Origin of the sequence: Actinophytocola xinjiangensis, from assembly GCF_001921215.1 — a bacterium.
In the GTDB taxonomy this organism is placed as follows: Bacteria; Actinomycetota; Actinomycetes; order Mycobacteriales; family Pseudonocardiaceae; genus Actinophytocola; species Actinophytocola xinjiangensis.
Map to the genome: position 1 here is coordinate 46,143 of NZ_MSIF01000011.1, position 16,823 is coordinate 62,965.

A 16,823-nucleotide genomic window follows, 5' to 3' on the forward strand; every position below is an offset into this window, starting at 1 on the left:
GACGCGAGAGGTTGTGCCGAAGACGTGTGCGGTCTGCTTGGCCTTGTCTGCCCCACCGAAGCCGATGCCAGCGCGAGCCGGGAGGCGGTGGCGGCGGCGATGCGCTGTCAGCGGCACCGTGGCCCGGACGAGAGCGGTACCTGGGCCGGCGACGAGGTCGTCTTCGGCTTCAACCGCCTGTCGATCATCGACGTGGACAACTCCCACCAACCCCTGCACTGGAGCCCGGAAGGGGTACAGGAGCGTTACACGCTGCTGTTCAACGGGGAGATCTACAACTACCTGGAGCTGCGCCAGGAACTGATCGAGCAGCACGGCGCGACCATGCGTACGCACGGTGACGGCGAGGTCATCGTCGCGCTCTACCACTACCTCGGCCCGGCCGCGGTGTCGAAGCTGCGCGGGATGTTCGCCTTCCTGATCTGGGACTGGCGCCGGCGCGTGGTGTTCGGCGCCCGCGACCCGTTCGGCATCAAGCCGCTGTTCTACTCAGCCGGCCCCGGCGGGGTGGCGTTCTCGAGCGAGAAGAAGTCCCTGCTCGAGCTGGCGCCCCGACTGCGGGTGCCGGCCACGCTGGACCGCACGGCACTGCAGCACTACCTGACGCTGCAGTACGTCCCGGAGCCCGAGACCATGCACCAGGAGGTCCGGCGGATCGAGTCCGGCACCTCGTTCACCATCTCCCCCGGCGGCCGGCTGACCACCGACCGGTACTTCTTCCACTCCTTCCGGCCCACCGCCGTGCGCGGCAAGGACGGCCAGGAGCGGCTCTACGACCAGATCGCCGACGTCATGCGGGACTCGGTGGCCAAGCACATGCGCGCGGACGTCACCGTCGGCGCGTTCCTGTCCGGCGGCATCGACTCGACCGCGATCGCCGCGCTGGCCCGCGAGCACAACCCCAATCTGGTGACGTTCACCACCGGGTTCGAGCGCGAGGGCTACTCGGAGGTCGACGTCGCCGCCGAGTCGGCGGCGGCCATCGGGGTCAGGCACGTCGTCCGCACGGTCAGCGCCCAGGAGATGATGGAGGCGTTACCGCTGATCATCTGGTACCTGGACGACCCGGTGGCCGACCCGGCCCTGGTGCCGCTGTGGTTCATCGCCAGGGAGGCGCGCCGGCACGTGAAGGTCGTGCTGTCCGGCGAGGGGGCCGACGAGCTGTTCGGCGGGTACACGATCTACCGCGAACCGCTGTCGCTGGCCGCGTTCGAGAAGGTCCCCGGGGCGCTGCGGCGGGCCATGGGCTCGCTGTCGACGAAGATCCCCGAGGGCACCAGGGGCAAGGACCTGCTCCGCCGCGGCGCCCTGGACCTGGAGCAGCGCTACTACGGCAACGCGCGGATCTTCCGGGACGACCAGCTCAGGGCCGTCCTGCGGACCTTCGACCCGGCCGTCGGGCACATGGACGTGACCGCCGGCCCGTACAAGGAGTCGCAGAGCTGGGACCCGGTGACCCGGATGCAGCACGTCGACCTGTTCACCTGGTTGCGCGGCGACATCCTGGTCAAGGCCGACAAGGTGACCATGGCCAACTCGCTGGAGCTGCGGGTGCCGTTCCTGGACACCGAGGTGTTCCGGGTCGCCGCCCGGATCCCGCAGGAGGAGAAGGTCACCAAGGAGACGACGAAGTACGCGCTGCGCCAGGCGCTGCGGCGGATCGTGCCGCCGCACGTGCTCAACCGGCGCAAGCTCGGCTTCCCGGTGCCGATCCGGCTGTGGCTGCGCGAGGAGATGTACGACTGGGCCAGGCAGATCGTGCTCAAGAGCCAGACCGACGAGGAGATCGACAAGAACGCGGTCCTGCGTCTGCTGGAGGAGCACCGCGCGGGCACGCTGGACCACAGCCGGCGGATCTGGGCGCTGCTGGTCTACATGATCTGGCACGGCATCTTCATCGAGGGCACGATCCCGATCCGGGTCCCCGAGCCGCACTACCCGATCCGGCTCTAGTCACGATCGCCGGAAACGCCAGGTCTTGCTGTCGATGGCGACACACACGCTCGGGGACAGCACGACCACCCGCAGGGTGCCGTCACGTTCGTCGTGGTCGACGCCCTCGGTCTCGAACTCGCCCTGGCACAGGCTCTCCAGCGGCAGTTGACCGAGGGCGGTGACCGTCCCCCGGACGTCGGCGGCGCCGGGCGGGGCCGCCAGGTCGACCTGGAGCAGGGGTTTCGTCATGCCGAACAGGTCACCGGCCGGGTCGTTCGACGAGCACAGCAGCTGCCGGTCGGTGACGAAGTCGCAGCCCTGGACGTCGCGCACCGGCCGGTCCAGCCGGATCGCCGACGCGTAGGGCAGGTTCGCGGCCGGGTCGGTGTGCGCGATGCCGGGCATCGGGTGGACCAGCAGGCGGTCGGCGGTGCCCCACTCGCCGGCCAGCAGCCAGCGGCCGTCGGGCGAGACGGCGGCGAAGGAGTTGTTGCTGGCCTCCCACGACTCCAGGTCGTGGGTGTACTCGGCCCAGTTGCCGTCCGGAGCCTCGACGCGGAACAGCTTCGGGCCCCGGTCGTCACGCTGGTAGGGCTCCACGTAGAAGCCGTGGCCGGCGCCGGGGTCACCGACGTGGTTCCAGCCCCTGGCCGCCAGCGACGGCGGGATCGTGGCGATGCCGGTGTAGCGGACGGTGGTCCCGCCCGGCCGTTCGATCACGGCCAGGCCCTGGGACTCGTCGAGCGGCCGGGCGACGTCCGAGCCGACCGGGCGCCACGGGCCGGTCGCGCTGGCGGTCGGCACTCCGGTCAGGGTCAGCAGCAGCAGGGTGGCGGCAACTGTGAGCGCGCGCATGCACTCACAGTTACCAGATCAGCACCCTTCGCGGTACCTACGGGAGTACGGGAGTGATCTCGTCGGCGGCCTCGGGACCGTAGGTCGCGCTGATCCGTGCCACCGCCTGCGCCTTGTCGAACGTCCACTCCTGCGTGCCGACGGTCTCCAGGACCAGCACCGCGAGGTAGGAACCGAGCTGCGCGGCCCGCTCGATGGCCAGGCCCTTCTCCAGCCCCGCCAGCAGGCCGGCGCGGAAGGCGTCACCCACACCGGTGGGGTCGGCCTTCACCGTCTCGGGGACCGCGTTGACGCTGATCAGCGTGCCGTCCTTCTGGACGATCTCCGCGCCCTTCTCCCCCAGCGTGGTGACCCGGATGCCGACCCGGTCGTGCACCTCACGCTCGGTCCACCCGGTCTTGCGGCGCAGCAGCTCCCACTCGTAGTCGTTGCTGAACAGGTAGTCCGCGCCCTGGACGAACGCCCGGATCTGGGCGCCGTCCATGCGGGCGAGCTGCTGGGACGGGTCGACGGCGAACCGGTAGCCGCGCTGGCGGCACTCGTCGGCGTGGCGCAGCATCGCGTCCGGGTCGTCGGGGCTGATCAGGACCAGGTCGAAGCCGCCGACCTTGTCCGCGACCGGCTTGAGCTCGATGAGCCGGGCCTCGGCCATGGCGCCGGCGTAGAACGACGCGATCTGGCACATCTCGTCGTCGGTCGTGCAGACGAACCGCGCGGTGTGGGCGGTCTCGGACACGTGCACCCCGGCGCAGTTCACACCGTGGCGCTCAAGCCATGACCGGTAGTCACCGAAGTCGTCACCGACCGCGCCGACCAGGACCGGGGACGAGCCGAGCACGCCCATGCCGAAGGCGATGTTGGCGCCGATCCCGCCACGGCGGACGACCAGGTCGTCGACGAGGAAACTCAGCGAGAGCCGGTGCAGCTGCTCGGCGACCAGCTGCTCGCCGAACTTGCCCGGGAAATGCATCAGGTGGTCGGTGGCGATACTTCCGGAGACGGCGACGGGCACGAGGGCTTCCCCTGTCTGGTTGTCGTCAGTTGGAGTGAACGGCAAGAATACCGTTGAGTAATGGTGTGATGGCAGCACACTCCACCTAGGTTCTACCGTGTGCACATCACGGATACCGAAACCATGGAGGAGCTGATCGCGGACTGTGCCGCGATCCCGGCCCCGCCGCAGCCCGCTGAGCAGGACCGCCCCGGAACACCGACACCCTGGGCGGTCGACGAGACCTGCTACGCGCAGGTCGACCAGCTCGACGAGTACGTCTGAGCCAACACGAAGAAACGGGGCCCTTCTGGACCCCGTTTCTCCCTGCCGCTCGTCAGTGGAACGAGTCTCCGCACGCGCAGGAACCACCGGCGTTCGGGTTGTCGATGGTGAAACCCTGCTTCTCGATCGAGTCGACGAAGTCGATCGTGGCGCCCTCCACGTACGGGGCGCTCATCCGGTCGACCGCGACCTTGAGCCCGCCGAAGTCGCGGAACAGGTCACCGTCGAGCGTGCGGTCGTCGAAGAACAGCTGGTATCGCAGCCCCGCGCAGCCACCCGGCTGGACGGCGATGCGCAGATGCATGTCGTCCCGACCCTCCTGGTCGAGCAGGGCCTTCGCCTTGCTGGCCGCGGCGTCGGACAACGTCACACCGTGCGTGTCCGTCGCGGTGTTCTCCTGTGCGGTCGTCATGGTTCTCCCTCGACCCTTGGACTCCTACTACCTGTGGACAACCGGGATCGTCCGCCGTTTCTTCCCCCATGGTCGCACACGTCTCTCAAGGCGAGATGTTACCGACGCCACTGCGCCGCCACTGCGCCGAGACGTGTGCGGCGAGCGAGGTCAGGGTGCCGGCCGGGTCGGCCAGTGACGCCTCGGCCGAGCCGGCGTGCTCGGCGACCGCGTAGGCCATGTCGACCCCGGACGCGGCCGCCCGGCGCCGCCCGACGCTGACCACCCCGGCCAGCACCACGCACGGCACGCCCCGCTCGGAGGCCGCCCCGGCCACCCGCGTGACCAGCTTGCCGCGCAGCGACTGGAAGTCGAAGCTGCCCTCCCCGGTGATCACCAGCTGGGCCTGGTCGAGCGCGGCGTCCAGCCCGGTCAGCCGGCGCACCACCCCCGCCCCGGACTCGACGGTGGCACCGAGCGCGACCAGCGCGGCCCCCAGGCCGCCGGCGGCCCCGGCGCCCGGGACCTCGCGCACGTCGCGGCCGGCGAGGTCGGCGAGCACGTCGGCCCAGCGGGTCAGCGAGCGTTCCAGCCGCCGTACGGCCAGGTCGTCGGCGCCTTTCTGCGGGCCGAAGACCCGGGCGGCGCCCTCCTTGCCGAGCAGTGGGTTCTCCACGTCCGACGCGGCGACCAGGGTGACCTCGCCCAGGTCGACGCGGCCGTCGAGGCGGGCGGCGGCGACCAGGGGGCCGCCGCCGGGGGCCAGCGGTTCACCGTCCTCACCCACGGGTACACCACCGAGGGCGTGGACCATGCCGGCGCCACCGTCGGTGGTCGCCGAGCCGCCGAGGCCCACGACGATCGTGTGCACCTTGGCCTCCAGGGCGTCGGCGATCAACTCGCCGACACCGAACGTGGTCGCGGTCAGCGCGTCCCGTTCGTCCTTCGGGACCAGGTGCAGGCCGCAGGCCTGCGCACACTCGACGTAGGCGGTGCCGTCGTGTTCGAGCCAGACGGCCTCGACGGCGTCGCCACGCGGCCCGGTCACGGTCAGCTGGTGCAGGCTCCCGCCGAGACCGGCGTGGAGCACGTCGACGAAGCCCGGCCCGCCGTCGGCGAGCGGACAGAGGGTGAGTTCGTCATCCGGCGCGCCATCGCGCCAGCCAGCGGCGATGGCCTCGGCGGCCTCCGGCGCGGTCAACGTCCCACCGAAGCAGTCAGGAGCGATCAGGACCCGCATGGGCAAAGACTAGTTGGGGTTCCCTTACGCTCTCCCCCGTGAGGTTCCTTCGCCGCAAAGACGCCGACAGCGCCGAGTCCGAGATCGACGTCACAGAGGACGCCCTCACCGACGAGGCGAAGAAGGGCCATACGCCCGGCAAGGGCCGCCCGACGCCCCGGCGCCGTGACGCCGAACAGCGCCGGCGCGGTCCCGTCGCGCCGCCGCCGCGCACCACCCGGGAGGCGATGAAGCGGGCGCGCGGCAACAAGGAGGAGCGCAAGCAGCTGTCGGCCAAGCGCCGGGAAATGCGCCTTGAGCAGCGCGAACGCATGATGGCAGGCGACGAGAAGTACCTGATGCCGCGTGACCGGGGGCCGGTCAAGGGCTACATCCGGGACCTGGTCGACTCCAAGCGCAACCTGCTCGGGCTGTTCATGCCGCTCGCGCTGGTGATCTTCGTGGCGCTGCTGTTCCCGAACCCGCAGGTGCAGAGCCTGACCACGCTGTTCTGCCTGCTCATGCTGGTCGCCATGATCATCGAGGGCATTCTGATGGGCCGGCGGATCACCCGGCTGGTCCGCTCGCGGTACCCGAAGGAGACGGTGCGCGGACTGTCGGTGGGCTGGTACTCGTTCATCCGGGCCTCGCAGATCCGCAAGCTGCGGGTGCCCAAGCCCCGGGTGGTCCCCGGGGACAAGGTGTGACCGAGGAGCTTCGCCGCGACCCGCTGCCGCTGCGTGGCCGGGTCGCGCTGGTCACCGGCACGAGCCGGCGGATCGGCATCGGCTACGCGACCGCCCGGCGGCTGGCCGCGTACGGGGCGAGCGTGTTCGTGCACCACTTCCACCCGCACGACGCCGACCAGCCGTGGGGTGCGGACCCCGGCGGACCGAGCGCGGTCCTCGACGGCGTGCGCGAGGCGCTGGCCGACCCGGACGCGTCGGTCCGTGACCTCTCGCTGGACCTGTCGTCGCCGACCGCGCCGCAGGTGCTGGTGGACGCGGTGGTGGAGGCGTTCGGCCGGCTGGACGTGCTGGTCTGCAACCAGGCCCGCAGCGGCGACGACGGCCCGCTCTCGTCGATGGACGCCGACCGGCTCGACGGGCACTGGGCGGTGAACGCCCGCGCGTCGATCCTGCTGGCCAAGGCGTTCGGCGCGCTGGGGCGGCCGGGCCGGATCGTGTTCCTGACCTCCGGCCAGAACATCGGCCCGATGCCCGGCGAGGTGGCGTACGCGGCGAGCAAGGGCGCGCTGGCGGCGATCACGGCGACGTTGTCCGACGAGTTGGCCGCCGGTGGTGTGACCGTCAACGCCGTCAACCCCGGCCCGATCGACACCGGTTATGCCGCCCCGGACTTCCGCGAGGTCGTGGCCAGGCGTTTCCCCAGCGGCGACTGGGGCAAACCGGACGATCCGGCCAGGCTGATCGCGTGGCTCGCGACCGACGAGGCCCGCTGGATCACCGGCCAGGTGATCGACTCCGAGGGCGGTTTCCGCCGCTGACCCGGCGGTTGCCCACAGCTCGCCGAGTTGTCCACAGCCGACGCGGCGCACCTCTCCCTGGAGCAACTCCACGGATAGGTTGAAGCCATGGAGTTTCGTCGCCTCGGCCGCAGCGGCCTGAACATCAGTGAGATCTCGTACGGCAACTGGATCACCCACGGGTCCCAGGTCGAGGAGGAGCAGGCGCATGCGTGCGTCCGCGCCGCCCTGGACGCCGGAATCACGACCTTCGACACCGCCGACGTGTACGCCAACACGCGCGCGGAGTCCGTGCTGGGTCGGGCGCTGGCCGGTCAGCGCCGGGAGAGCCTGGAGATCTTCACGAAGGTGTTCTGGCCGACCGGGCCGGGCGGGCCCAACGACCGGGGCCTGGGCCGCAAGCACATCATCGAGTCGGCGAACGCGTCGCTCAAGCGCCTGCAGACCGACTACGTGGACCTGTACCAGGCGCACCGGTTCGACTCGAGCGTTCCGCTGGAGGAGACGTTCCTGGCGTTCGCCGATCTGGTGCGCGCGGGCAAGGTCCTCTACATCGGGGTGTCGGAGTGGAAGGCCGACCAGATCCGGGCGGGGGCGGAGCTGGCACGGGAGCTGAAGGTGCCGTTCATCTCCAACCAGCCGCAGTACTCGATGCTGTGGCGGGTCATCGAGTCGGAGGTGGTGCCGGCCAGCGAGGAGGTGGGCCTGAGCCAGATCGTGTGGTCCCCCATCGCCCAGGGGGTGTTGACGGGCAAGTACCAGCCTGGCCAGCCGCCGCCGGCCGGTTCCCGGGCGACCGACGAGTCCGGCGGCAAGAACTTCATCTCCCGCCTCCTGCGCGACGAGGTGCTGACGAAGGTGCAGGGCCTGCGTCCGATCGCCGAGCAGGCGGGTCTGTCGATGGCCCAGCTGGCGGTGGCCTGGGTCCTGCAGAACAAGAACGTGGCGTCGGCCATCATCGGCGCCACCCGCCCCGAACAGGTCACCGAGAACGTCAGGGCCGCTGGCGTGACCCTCGACGCCGACACCCTGGCCGCCATCGACAAGACCCTGACCGGCGTCATCGAAACCGATCCCACCCTGGGTGGCTGACGCCCGCCGGGTGCGGTCAGTGGGTGTCCGGTGGGTGCAGGCTCATCGGTCCGTAGACGGGGTCGCCGTCCAGCAGGAGGGTGACCTCGTCGACGCCGGCGGCCAGCAGGCCGGTCCAGCTGTCGCGCAACCAGTCCTCGGCGGAGTCCTGGTCGGTGAAGGTAGGGCTGTCGTCGCAGCTCCAGCGGTAGTCCACGGCCGCACAAGATAGCGTGCGCCCGTGGCAACCCTGGTTCTCGGCGGCGCCCGCTCCGGCAAGTCGGCCCACGCCGAGGGACTCCTCACCGCCGACCACGCGACCTACGTGGCGACGGCCCGTCCCGACCCCACCGATCCCGAGTGGACAGCGCGTCTGGCCGCGCACGCCGCCCGCCGCCCACCCACCTGGACGACGATCGAACTGTCCACCCCGCAGGCGCTGGCGCCCCTCCTGGCGGAGGCGACCACCCCCGTCCTGGTCGACGACCTGGCCACCTGGCTGACCACCCTCCTCGACGACACGAACGCCTGGACCGGCGCCCCCCTGACCCAGGCCCGCGCCGAGTACGCCCGCCTGGCCACCGCCGTGGCGGCCTGCCCCACCCCGCTGACCCTGGTCTCGGCGGAAGTGGGCCTGGGCGTGGTCCCGTCGACCCCCACCGGCCGCCTGTTCCGCGACGAACTGGGCACCCTCAACGCCGCCCTCGCCGAAACGTGCACCGACGTCCTGCTCCTGGTGGCCGGCATCCCCCTCCGCCTCCGCTGACCGACGCACCCTCTGGCAGGCTCACCCCCGATCCCCGCAGGAGGTACCTGGATGTCCGACACGGTCGAGTTCGCCACGGTAAGCCCCCCGGACGAACCTTCCCGCCACGCCGCCGCCGCCAGGCACTCCCAGCTCACCAAGCCGCAGGGCTCCCTGGGCCGCCTCGAACGCCTGGGGGCCTGGCTCGCCGCCTGTCAGGGCCAGTGCCCTCCGGAGCCTCTTCGCCGCGCCAGGATCGTCGTGTTCGCCGGTGATCACGGGGTGGCCGCGAACGGGGTTTCCGCGTATCCCAGCGAGGTCACCGGCCAGATGGTGACCAACTTCCGTTCCGGCGGGGCCGCGATCAACGTGCTCGCGGCCTGTGCCGGCGCCGGTGTCCGGGTGGTCGACGTGGCTGTCGACGCCGAGACCGGCGACTCCGAGTTCAAGGTTCGGCGCTCGTCCGGTTCGATCGACCGTGAGGACGCGCTCACCGAGGAGCAGACCCAGGCGGCCCTGGCGGCCGGCAAGGCGATCGCCGATGACGAGGTGGACGCGGGCGCCGATCTGCTGGTCGCGGGGGACATGGGGATCGGCAACACGACCCCGGCGGCGGTGCTGGTCGCCGCGCTGACCGGCGCCGAGCCGGTGGCGGTCGTGGGGCGCGGCACGGGCATCGACGACGTCACGTGGATGCGCAAGACCGCCGCCATCCGGGACGCGTTGCGCCGCGCCAAGCCGGTGACCGCCGACCCGGTGGCGTTGCTGCGTACGGTCGCCGGCGCCGACCTCACGGCGATGGCCGGGTTCCTCGCCCAGGCGGCGGTCCGGCGGACGCCGGTGGTGCTCGACGGTGTGGTGTCCGGGGCGGCGGCGCTGGTGGCCGAGGAGTTGGCACCGGGCGCGCGCGCCTGGTGGGTCGCCGGGCACCGGTCGACCGAGCCGTCCCACCACCTGGTTCTCGAACAGCTCGACCTCGAACCGCTGCTCGACCTCGGTCTGCGGCTGGGCGAGGGCACGGGCGCGGCGGCGGCCATCCCCCTGCTGACGATGTCGGTCCGCGTCCTGGCCGAGATGGCAACGTTCACCGACGCCGGCATCAGCGGCCCCGCGACGGACTGACCGGGTGTTCAGCGGCGCGCGGCTGGCGCTGACCTGGCTGACGGTGCTGCCCGCCCGCCGGCACCCGCACGTGGACCGCGTCTCGGCGGGTCAGGCCATCGCGCTGGCGCCGCTGGTCGGTTTGCTGCTCGGCCTCGTCGCCGCCGGCACCCTGGTGATCCTCGACCTCACCCACATGCCGGACCTGCTCGCCGGCATCCTGACCGTCGGCCTGCTGGCCGCCCTCACCCGCGGCCTGCACCTGGACGGCCTCGCCGACACCGCCGACGGCCTCGGCACCTACGGTCCACCCGACCGGGCGCTGACCGTCATGCGCGACGGCGGCGTCGGACCGTTCGGCGTGATCGCGCTGATCGTCACCCTCGGCGCCCAGGCCACCGCCTTCGGCGCGCTGACCGGTGACCGCTGGTGGGCCGTGGTGATCGCGGTGACCGCCGGCCGCGCCGCGTTCACCCTGTGCTGCCTGCGCGGCGTCCCGGCCGCCCGCCCCGACGGCCTCGGCGCCCTGGTGGCCGGCACCCAACCGCCTGCCGTCCCCGCGGTCTGGTTCGCCGTCCTGGTCGCCACCTCGACCGTGGTGGACCTCGACAACCCGTGGCTCGGCCCGGTGGCGGTGCTCGTCGCCGCCGGGCTGGCGGCGGCGTTCGTGACCCACGCCCGCCGCCGTCTGGGCGGCGTCACCGGCGACGTCCTCGGCGCCGCCGGCGAGATCACGACCACCGCCGTGCTCGCCATGTGCACCCTGGTCTGACGGGCCCGAGTGGCCGGCCGCGCGTCAGGCGCGGCCGGCCGGGGACCTCAGGTCAGGGGAACCATCCACCCGTTGGGGTCCGGCGCGGTGCCGCGCTGGATCTCGGTGAGGGCGGAGCGCAGGCGTGTGGTGACCGGGCCGGTGGTGCCGCCGCTGACGGTGAAGTCGCCGCCGGCGTGTTTGACCGAGCCGACGGGGGTGATCACGGCGGCGGTGCCGCAGGCGAAGACCTCGGTCAGCTCACCGGACTCGGCCTTCTTCTCCCATTCCTCGGTCGACACGCGGCGTTCCTCGACCTGGTAGCCCATCGACGACGCCAGGGTCAGCAGGGAGTCGCGGGTGATGCCGGCCAGCAGCGCGCCGGACAGTTCCGGGGTGACCACCCGGGCGCTGTCGCCGGAGCCGAGGACGAAGAACAGGTTCATCCCGCCCATCTCCTCGACCCAGCGGCGTTCGACGGCGTCGAGCCACACGACCTGGTCGCAGCCCTGTTCGGCGGCCTGGGCCTGGGCGACCAGGGACGCGGCGTAGTTGCCGGCGAACTTGGCGGCCCCGGTCCCGCCGGGCGCGGCGCGCACGTACTCGGTCGACAGCCAGACGCTGACCGGTTTGACGCCGCTGGCGAAGTACGACCCGGCCGGCGAGGCGATCAGCAGGTACAGGTACTCGGCCGCCGGCCGGACGCCGAGACCCACCTCCGTGGAGATCATGAACGGCCGCAGGTACAGCGACTCCTCGTCCTGGGTGGGCACCCAGTGCCCGTCGACGGCGAGGAGTTCGCGCAGCGACGCGAGGAACAGCTCATCGGGCAGTTCCGGCATGGCCAGGCGCCGGGACGAGCCGCGGAAACGGTCGGCGTTGGCCCCCGGCCGGAAGGAGGCGATGCTCCCGTTCGGCTGCCGGTAGGCCTTGAGGCCCTCGAAAATGGCCTGTCCGTAGTGCAGCACCATGGCTGCCGGGTCGAGCGGGATCGGGCGGTACGGCTCGACGGTCGCGGAGTGCCAGCCCTGGTTGCGTTCGTGGCGGATCGTCACCATGTGGTCGGTGAAATACGCCCCGAAACCAGGATTGGCCAATACCTCCGACACGCGCTCCGGGGTTGCCGGCGACGGGTGTGGGGTCCTGGTGAACGACAGTGTGGACGTCATGTGTGCACGGTAGTCGCCCTACGGCGTACAGAGAATCGGTAGTCGGACGTTCTGTAGTCCAACGATTCCATCACCTGAGACGCTGGTGACGCACCGCGATCAGGTGCAGCGCGGCGTCACCGAGTAGCAGGACAGCCGCGGCCACCAACGCGGTGGCGGGTGCCACCAGGACGGCCCCCATCGCCGTCACCACCCCCGCGGCGACGGTCGCCCGTGGGGCCGGAATCCCCCGTCCGAGTACAACAAGTCCCCGGAAAATCCCCCACAGCACGAAACCGGTGGCGACCGCGACGCCGACGAGTACCAGCGGCTCCACGGCCGAGGCGTCCGCCGCGGCGAGCGCGTCCACCACCGGCGCCGGCGACAGCGCCAGCCGCGCCGCCCCCAGCTGCCGCAGCACCCCGGCGGTGACCGCCAGGCTGGCGACCAGCACCACCGCGAACACGGCCAGCACGCCCCACCGCCACGCCCGCAGCGCGGCGCGCCCCACGCCGAGGTCGAGCGGCGAGTCGTCGGGGGCGCCACCAACGGGGGAATTCCGGGCGGTCCCCCCGTTCGGGCCGGGTAGTTCCACGTCGACCACGCGCGCGCCCCGGGGCACCGGGGCGACACCGAGGAAGGCCACGGTCAGCAGGCCGGCGGCGGCCACGACACCCAGCACGTTCCCGCCGTCGGACACGGCGACGGCCGGGGCGACCGGTTCGATGGCGAAACACGCCAGGGCGACCAGGGCCAGGGTCACCAGGACCACGGCCGCGGCGACCCGCACGACCAGCGCCGGCGGGCGGGGAAGGAGGACCGCGAGCACGGTCACCACGGCCGCCAGGGCCACCGCGCCGCCGGCCGACCCGGGGGTCAGGTAGGCGCCGGCGGTGCCGGCCACCGCGACGGCCGCGGCCAGCCGGCCGAGTGTGCGCAGGCCGAACACCAGTCGCCGCACCGGCAATCGAGCGGTCTCAAGTGGACTATCCGATGTGGACAGTACGACCAGCAGGCCGAGGCCGGCGGCGGCCACCAGCGCCGCCGGCAGCCACGGGCCGGCGAGCCCGGCCGCCGGGGCCAGACCGGCGAACAGGCCGGCACCGACCGTCGCCACCACACCACCGGCCAGGAGGTCCACTCCGCGTCCGCCCATACCCAAACCGTGACAGACCGGATTCCGACGACCTGACGGTGGGCAGGCCCGCACCTGGTCGTTAGCATGCGTCAGCACATCAACCGACGGGAGTATTTCGTTGACCGCGCCCAAGCTGTCCCTGACCGCCACCGCGGCAGACGAAGCCACCGTTGACGCCGTCATCATCGGCACCATCACCGAGGGTGACACCCTCGCCCTCGCCCCCGGCAGCGAACGCGTCGCCGCCGCCTTCGACACCCCACTGGTCGACGTCCTGCGCAGCCTCGGCGCCACCGGCAAGGCCGACGAGATCGTCAAGGTCCCGGCCATCGGCGGCCGGCTGGCCGCCACCATCGTCGTCGCCGCCGGGCTCGGCCCGGGCGAGCCGAACGCCGAGCAGGTGCGCCGCGCCTCCGGCGCCGCCGCCCGCGCGCTCGCCGGCACCCGCCGCGCACTCAGCACACTGTCCACTATGGACCTTCAGGCGGCCGTCGAGGGCACCGTCCTGGGCACCTACCGGTTCGACGTCTACCGCTCCGAGACCGGCGACGGCCCGCTGGCCAAGCTGGACCTCGCCACCCCGGCCACCGGCACCACCCGCGAGCACCGCGCCACCCTCAAGGCCGCGACCGCGATCGCCGAGGCCGTCAACACCGCCCGCGACTTCGTGAACACCCCGCCCAACGACCTCTACCCGGCCTCGTTCGCCGACCGGGCCGCCGAGCTGGGCCGCGCCGCCGGCCTGGAGGTCTCGGTGCTCGACGAGAAGGCGCTGCGCAAGGCCGGCTACGGCGGCGTGCTCGGCGTCGGCCTCGGCTCGTCGCGCCCGCCCCGGGTGGTCCGGCTGTCCTACCGGGGCCCCAAGGCCCGCAAGAAGATCGCGCTCGTCGGCAAGGGCATCACCTTCGACACCGGCGGGATCTCGATCAAGCCGGCGGCCAACATGGACGAGATGTCCTCGGACATGGCCGGCGCCGCCGCCGTCATCGCCACCACGATCCTGGCCGCGAAGCTGAAGTACCCGCTGGAGATCGTCGCCACCGTGCCGATGGCCGAGAACATGCCCTCCGGCGCGGCCTACCGCCCCGGTGACGTGCTCACCATGTACGGCGGCAAGACCGTCGAGGTGCTCAACACCGACGCCGAGGGCCGGCTCATCCTGGCCGACGCGATCGTGCGCGCGTGCGAGGACGAGCCCGACTACCTGCTCGACACCGCCACGCTCACCGGCGCGCAGCTCGTCGCGCTCGGCAGGCGCACCGCCGGCATCATGGGCACCGACGAGTTCCGCGACCGGGTCGCCGCGATCGCCCGCGCCACCGGCGAGGGCGGCTGGGCGATGCCGCTGCCCGAGGAGCTGCGCCGCGACCTCGACTCCCGCCTGGCCGACATGTCCAACGTGACCGGCCACCGCTGGGGCGGCATGCTCGCCGCCGGCCTGTTCCTCAAGGAGTTCGTGCCGGCCGACCTGCCGTGGGCACATCTGGACATCGCCGGCCCCGGCTTCAACTCCGGCGCCCCGTGGGGCTACACCGGCAAGGGCGGCACCGGTGTCCCGGTCCGCACCCTCGCCGCCGTGCTGGCCGACATCGCCGAGAACGGCTGAGCCCGAGCGGGTCCGCTCAGCGCGCCGTCCAGGTCGGCCAGGCCTCCAGGTCGCGGCCGGAGCCTTCCAACGGCGCGCCGAGGGTGACCCCGGCGACCGGGGTGTCGGCGTCGAGTTCGTAGACGAAACAGGCGTAGACCATCGTGCCGGGGTTGCCCAGGCTGCCGAAGGGCGGGCACTTGGGCATCGAGTCGAACCCGGACAGCGGGTGGGTCAGCACGCCCCGGTCATCACGCAGGTAGACGTGTTCGGCGGTACTCATCGCCGGCAGCTGGGCGCGGACGACGACGTACCGGTTGCCCGGCGCCGGGCGGCGTTCGCCGAGGTAGCCGGACGGGGTGAGCACGAGGTGGAAGCCGGCCCGCACGGGCAGGGCGCCGACGTTCACCTTGACCGCCGGTTCGCCGAGGCGGCCCACGGCGCGCGCCGGGGCCGGTGTGGTGGCGGCGGCCGGGACCGACACCGGGAAGCGGACCGGTGACGGGCCGGAGGGTTCGCCGAACACCACGGACGTGACCGGGGTCGCCTCCGGCACCGGCAGCAGGGCGCAGGCCTCGAAGGACTCGCCGGCGCGGACGGTCCCCGGCACCGGCCCGGCGCCCTCCGCGCACGGCACGACCGCGCCCTCCAGCGGGTGGATCCACTGGCCCCGGTCGTCGAGGGCGGAGACGATCCCGTCGAGTCGCATCCGCCAGTCGGGGCCCTCGACGTGGACGCCGCGCACGAACGCCGTCACCCAGCGGTAGCCCAGCGGGGCCTGCGCGAACGGCGGGGCGACCTCGCGCTGGGCCTGGACGCCGGTCAGCGTCAGCTCCAGCGTCGTGCCCGAGGGTTGTGGCAGGCGCACCGGCGTGCCCATCCGGCCGGCGGCGAACCGGGTCTGGCCGGCGCTCACGAGTTCGCTGCCGACGACCTCCGGCGGCAGCCGCGGCTCGGCCTCCCCGGCGGGGGCGGCGTCGAGCTGGGCCGGCCCGGGTAAGCCGGCGACCAGCTGACCCGGTCCGACACCGACGACCGCGACGGCCGCGGCGACCAGCGCGAACACCGCCAGCGCGGCGGCGACGACGAACCGCCGGCGCCACGGCCGCAGCGGCTCGGGCGCGGTGTCCTCGTGCGAGACAGGGGAAACGGCGGGGGTGGAAACACCTGGCTGGGAGACAGGCGCGTTGGCCAGGCGCAGCGCGCCCCAGGCCACGGCCTGCTCGGGATCGGCGGCCAGCCGCACCGGTCTCGACAGCGCCTCGGCGATCCGGCGCCCGACCATCGGCACCCGGCTGGAGCCACCGACCAGCAGCACCCGGTCGGGCGGCGCCTCGCCGGCCACCCGGACCACCAGCTCCACCACCCGCGCGACGTCGGCGGCGAGCAGCCGTTCGAGGTCGGCCATGGTGAGGCCCGGCGCCGAGCCGGTGTCGACGACCTGTTCCTTGCGTACCCGCGCGTCCACGTCACCGCCGAGGTGGTCGAACACCCGGTCGTCGAGGTCGTCGCCGCCCAGCGGCAGCGCGCCGTGGGCGGCGACCGTGTAGCCCGTGTGGCCCGACCGGTCGCGGCGCACCACGGCCGCCTCGCAGGACGTCGCGCCGAAGTCCAGCACCAGCACCGACGCGCCGGGCTCGGGGTCGGCGCCGGCCGCGGCGGCCACCGGCGCGGCGACGGTCGTGACCCGCTCGGCCAGGCCGGCGGCCGCCCGGGTCAGGACCGCGACCCGCTCCGCCGGCCAGCCGTGCGGGTGGGTGAGGACCAGGTCGGCCACCGGGTCGTCCAGGTCGGCGACCGCGCGCGCCAGCACGGCCCTGACCAGGCCGGACACCGGCAGCACGATGTCGCCGACCAGGACCTCACGCTCGTCGAGCCGGGTACGCAGGCGCGTCAGCAGCCGCGACGGGTCGTCGGTGGCCAGGCGACTCGCCTGGTGCCCGGCGACGAGCTGGTCGTCCTTGCTCAGCAGCACGACCGACGGCGACACGGTCACCAGGCGGTCCGGTGGCCGCGCCACCACCACCGTGTGAGCACTGCCGAAGTCGACGACGACGGTGACTCCAGTCACGGCCCACCCTTTCGTCCGGAAGCCGGATCACCCTTGCATACGGCGAGGTGG

Annotated in this window: 17 protein-coding genes; 9 read left to right on the forward strand and 8 right to left on the reverse strand. The window is 72.5% G+C overall.

From position 1 onward, the window contains the following. Nucleotides 1-24 precede the first annotated feature (24 nt). Nucleotides 25-1,953, forward strand: a complete 1,929-nt coding sequence (asnB, locus tag BLA60_RS21950) for an asparagine synthase (glutamine-hydrolyzing) (RefSeq protein ID WP_075134841.1) — start codon at nucleotides 25-27, stop codon at nucleotides 1,951-1,953. On the opposite strand, the gene BLA60_RS21955 is transcribed toward asnB, so the two are convergent. Both BLA60_RS21955 and BLA60_RS21960 read right to left on the reverse strand, forming a co-directional pair. Then, nucleotides 1,954-2,790, reverse strand: a complete 837-nt coding sequence (locus BLA60_RS21955; protein ID WP_154814510.1) for a hypothetical protein — start codon at nucleotides 2,788-2,790, stop codon at nucleotides 1,954-1,956. A 37-nt stretch (nucleotides 2,791-2,827) separates the two neighbouring features. After that, nucleotides 2,828-3,760 carry a carbohydrate kinase family protein gene (locus BLA60_RS21960; protein WP_075135020.1) on the reverse strand — a complete coding sequence of 311 codons (933 nt, stop codon included), beginning with the start codon at nucleotides 3,758-3,760 and terminating at the stop codon, nucleotides 2,828-2,830. A 141-nt stretch (nucleotides 3,761-3,901) separates the two neighbouring features. On the opposite strand from BLA60_RS21960, the gene BLA60_RS43490 reads away from it, so the two are divergent. After that, nucleotides 3,902-4,066, forward strand: coding sequence for a hypothetical protein (locus BLA60_RS43490; protein ID WP_154814511.1), 165 nt, complete (start codon nucleotides 3,902-3,904; stop codon nucleotides 4,064-4,066). A gap of 52 nt (nucleotides 4,067-4,118) precedes the next feature. Here the strand turns inward: BLA60_RS43490 and BLA60_RS21965 are convergent, their stop codons facing one another. Beyond that, nucleotides 4,119-4,478, reverse strand: a complete 360-nt coding sequence (locus tag BLA60_RS21965; protein ID WP_075134842.1) for a HesB/IscA family protein — start codon at nucleotides 4,476-4,478, stop codon at nucleotides 4,119-4,121. Nucleotides 4,479-4,563: 85 nt separating this feature from the next. Further along, entirely contained in the window at nucleotides 4,564-5,697 is a 1,134-nt protein-coding gene (locus BLA60_RS21970) for a glycerate kinase family protein (RefSeq protein WP_075134843.1), read from the reverse strand. 38 nt (nucleotides 5,698-5,735) lie between these two features. Between BLA60_RS21970 and BLA60_RS21975 the strand changes: the two genes are divergently transcribed. The 3 genes from BLA60_RS21975 (at nucleotide 5,736) to BLA60_RS21985 (ending at nucleotide 8,254) form a co-directional block, all read left to right on the forward strand. After that, entirely contained in the window at nucleotides 5,736-6,383 is a 648-nt protein-coding gene (locus BLA60_RS21975) for a DUF3043 domain-containing protein (RefSeq protein WP_075134844.1), read from the forward strand. Further along, on the forward strand, nucleotides 6,380-7,183 hold the full coding sequence (locus BLA60_RS21980) for an SDR family oxidoreductase (protein WP_075134845.1): 804 nt from the start codon (nucleotides 6,380-6,382) through the stop codon (nucleotides 7,181-7,183). Before BLA60_RS21975 ends, BLA60_RS21980 begins: the two co-directional genes overlap by 4 nt. An 87-nt stretch (nucleotides 7,184-7,270) precedes the next feature. Continuing rightward, the gene (locus tag BLA60_RS21985; RefSeq protein ID WP_075134846.1) at nucleotides 7,271-8,254 is read left to right on the forward strand and encodes an aldo/keto reductase family protein; all 984 of its coding nucleotides are present in this window, start codon (nucleotides 7,271-7,273) and stop codon (nucleotides 8,252-8,254) included. A 16-nt stretch (nucleotides 8,255-8,270) separates the two neighbouring features. Here the strand turns inward: BLA60_RS21985 and BLA60_RS21990 are convergent, their stop codons facing one another. After that, on the reverse strand, nucleotides 8,271-8,450 hold the full coding sequence (locus tag BLA60_RS21990; RefSeq protein WP_075134847.1) for a hypothetical protein: 180 nt from the start codon (nucleotides 8,448-8,450) through the stop codon (nucleotides 8,271-8,273). Nucleotides 8,451-8,474: 24 nt separating this feature from the next. On the opposite strand from BLA60_RS21990, the gene BLA60_RS21995 reads away from it, so the two are divergent. Genes BLA60_RS21995 through cobS form a run of 3 tightly spaced genes read left to right on the forward strand, consistent with a single transcriptional unit; the run spans nucleotide 8,475 to nucleotide 10,851 of the window. Then, nucleotides 8,475-8,999 (forward strand): bifunctional adenosylcobinamide kinase/adenosylcobinamide-phosphate guanylyltransferase, encoded by a 525-nt coding sequence (locus BLA60_RS21995; protein ID WP_075134848.1) that lies wholly within the window; start codon nucleotides 8,475-8,477, stop codon nucleotides 8,997-8,999. A gap of 51 nt (nucleotides 9,000-9,050) precedes the next feature. Then, the gene (gene cobT, locus BLA60_RS22000; RefSeq protein ID WP_075134849.1) at nucleotides 9,051-10,100 is read left to right on the forward strand and encodes a nicotinate-nucleotide--dimethylbenzimidazole phosphoribosyltransferase; all 1,050 of its coding nucleotides are present in this window, start codon (nucleotides 9,051-9,053) and stop codon (nucleotides 10,098-10,100) included. 4 nt (nucleotides 10,101-10,104) lie between these two features. Then, nucleotides 10,105-10,851: an adenosylcobinamide-GDP ribazoletransferase gene (gene cobS, locus BLA60_RS22005; protein ID WP_075134850.1), complete on the forward strand. Its 747-nt coding sequence runs from the start codon at nucleotides 10,105-10,107 to the stop codon at nucleotides 10,849-10,851. Nucleotides 10,852-10,898: 47 nt separating this feature from the next. On the opposite strand, the gene BLA60_RS22010 is transcribed toward cobS, so the two are convergent. Both BLA60_RS22010 and BLA60_RS22015 read right to left on the reverse strand, forming a co-directional pair. Continuing rightward, entirely contained in the window at nucleotides 10,899-11,999 is a 1,101-nt protein-coding gene (locus tag BLA60_RS22010) for a branched-chain amino acid aminotransferase (protein WP_075134851.1), read from the reverse strand. Between the two features lie 70 nt (nucleotides 12,000-12,069). After that, nucleotides 12,070-13,134, reverse strand: coding sequence for a hypothetical protein (locus BLA60_RS22015; protein WP_154814512.1), 1,065 nt, complete (start codon nucleotides 13,132-13,134; stop codon nucleotides 12,070-12,072). Nucleotides 13,135-13,234: 100 nt separating this feature from the next. Between BLA60_RS22015 and BLA60_RS22020 the strand changes: the two genes are divergently transcribed. Continuing rightward, nucleotides 13,235-14,722, forward strand: a complete 1,488-nt coding sequence (locus BLA60_RS22020; RefSeq protein WP_075134853.1) for a leucyl aminopeptidase — start codon at nucleotides 13,235-13,237, stop codon at nucleotides 14,720-14,722. Nucleotides 14,723-14,738: 16 nt separating this feature from the next. Here BLA60_RS22020 and BLA60_RS22025 read toward each other — a convergent pair whose 3' ends face one another. Next, nucleotides 14,739-16,772: an Hsp70 family protein gene (locus BLA60_RS22025; protein ID WP_075134854.1), complete on the reverse strand. Its 2,034-nt coding sequence runs from the start codon at nucleotides 16,770-16,772 to the stop codon at nucleotides 14,739-14,741. Nucleotides 16,773-16,823 lie beyond the last annotated feature (51 nt).

Excerpts from the sequence above, each read along its gene's own strand:
- BLA60_RS21960 (WP_075135020.1), bottom strand. The coding sequence starts at position 3,760 with ATGCATTTCCCGGGCAAGTTCGGCGAGCAGCTGGTCGCCGAGCAGCTG.
- BLA60_RS21965 (WP_075134842.1), bottom strand. The coding sequence starts at position 4,478 with ATGACGACCGCACAGGAGAACACCGCGACGGACACGCACGGTGTGACG.
- BLA60_RS22015 (WP_154814512.1), bottom strand. The coding sequence starts at position 13,134 with ATGGGCGGACGCGGAGTGGACCTCCTGGCCGGTGGTGTGGTGGCGACG.
- BLA60_RS21985 (WP_075134846.1), top strand. The coding sequence starts at position 7,271 with ATGGAGTTTCGTCGCCTCGGCCGCAGCGGCCTGAACATCAGTGAGATC.
- BLA60_RS21970 (WP_075134843.1), bottom strand. The coding sequence starts at position 5,697 with ATGCGGGTCCTGATCGCTCCTGACTGCTTCGGTGGGACGTTGACCGCG.
- BLA60_RS22010 (WP_075134851.1), bottom strand. The coding sequence starts at position 11,999 with ATGACGTCCACACTGTCGTTCACCAGGACCCCACACCCGTCGCCGGCA.
- BLA60_RS21955 (WP_154814510.1), bottom strand. The coding sequence starts at position 2,790 with ATGCGCGCGCTCACAGTTGCCGCCACCCTGCTGCTGCTGACCCTGACC.
- cobT (WP_075134849.1), top strand. The coding sequence starts at position 9,051 with ATGTCCGACACGGTCGAGTTCGCCACGGTAAGCCCCCCGGACGAACCT.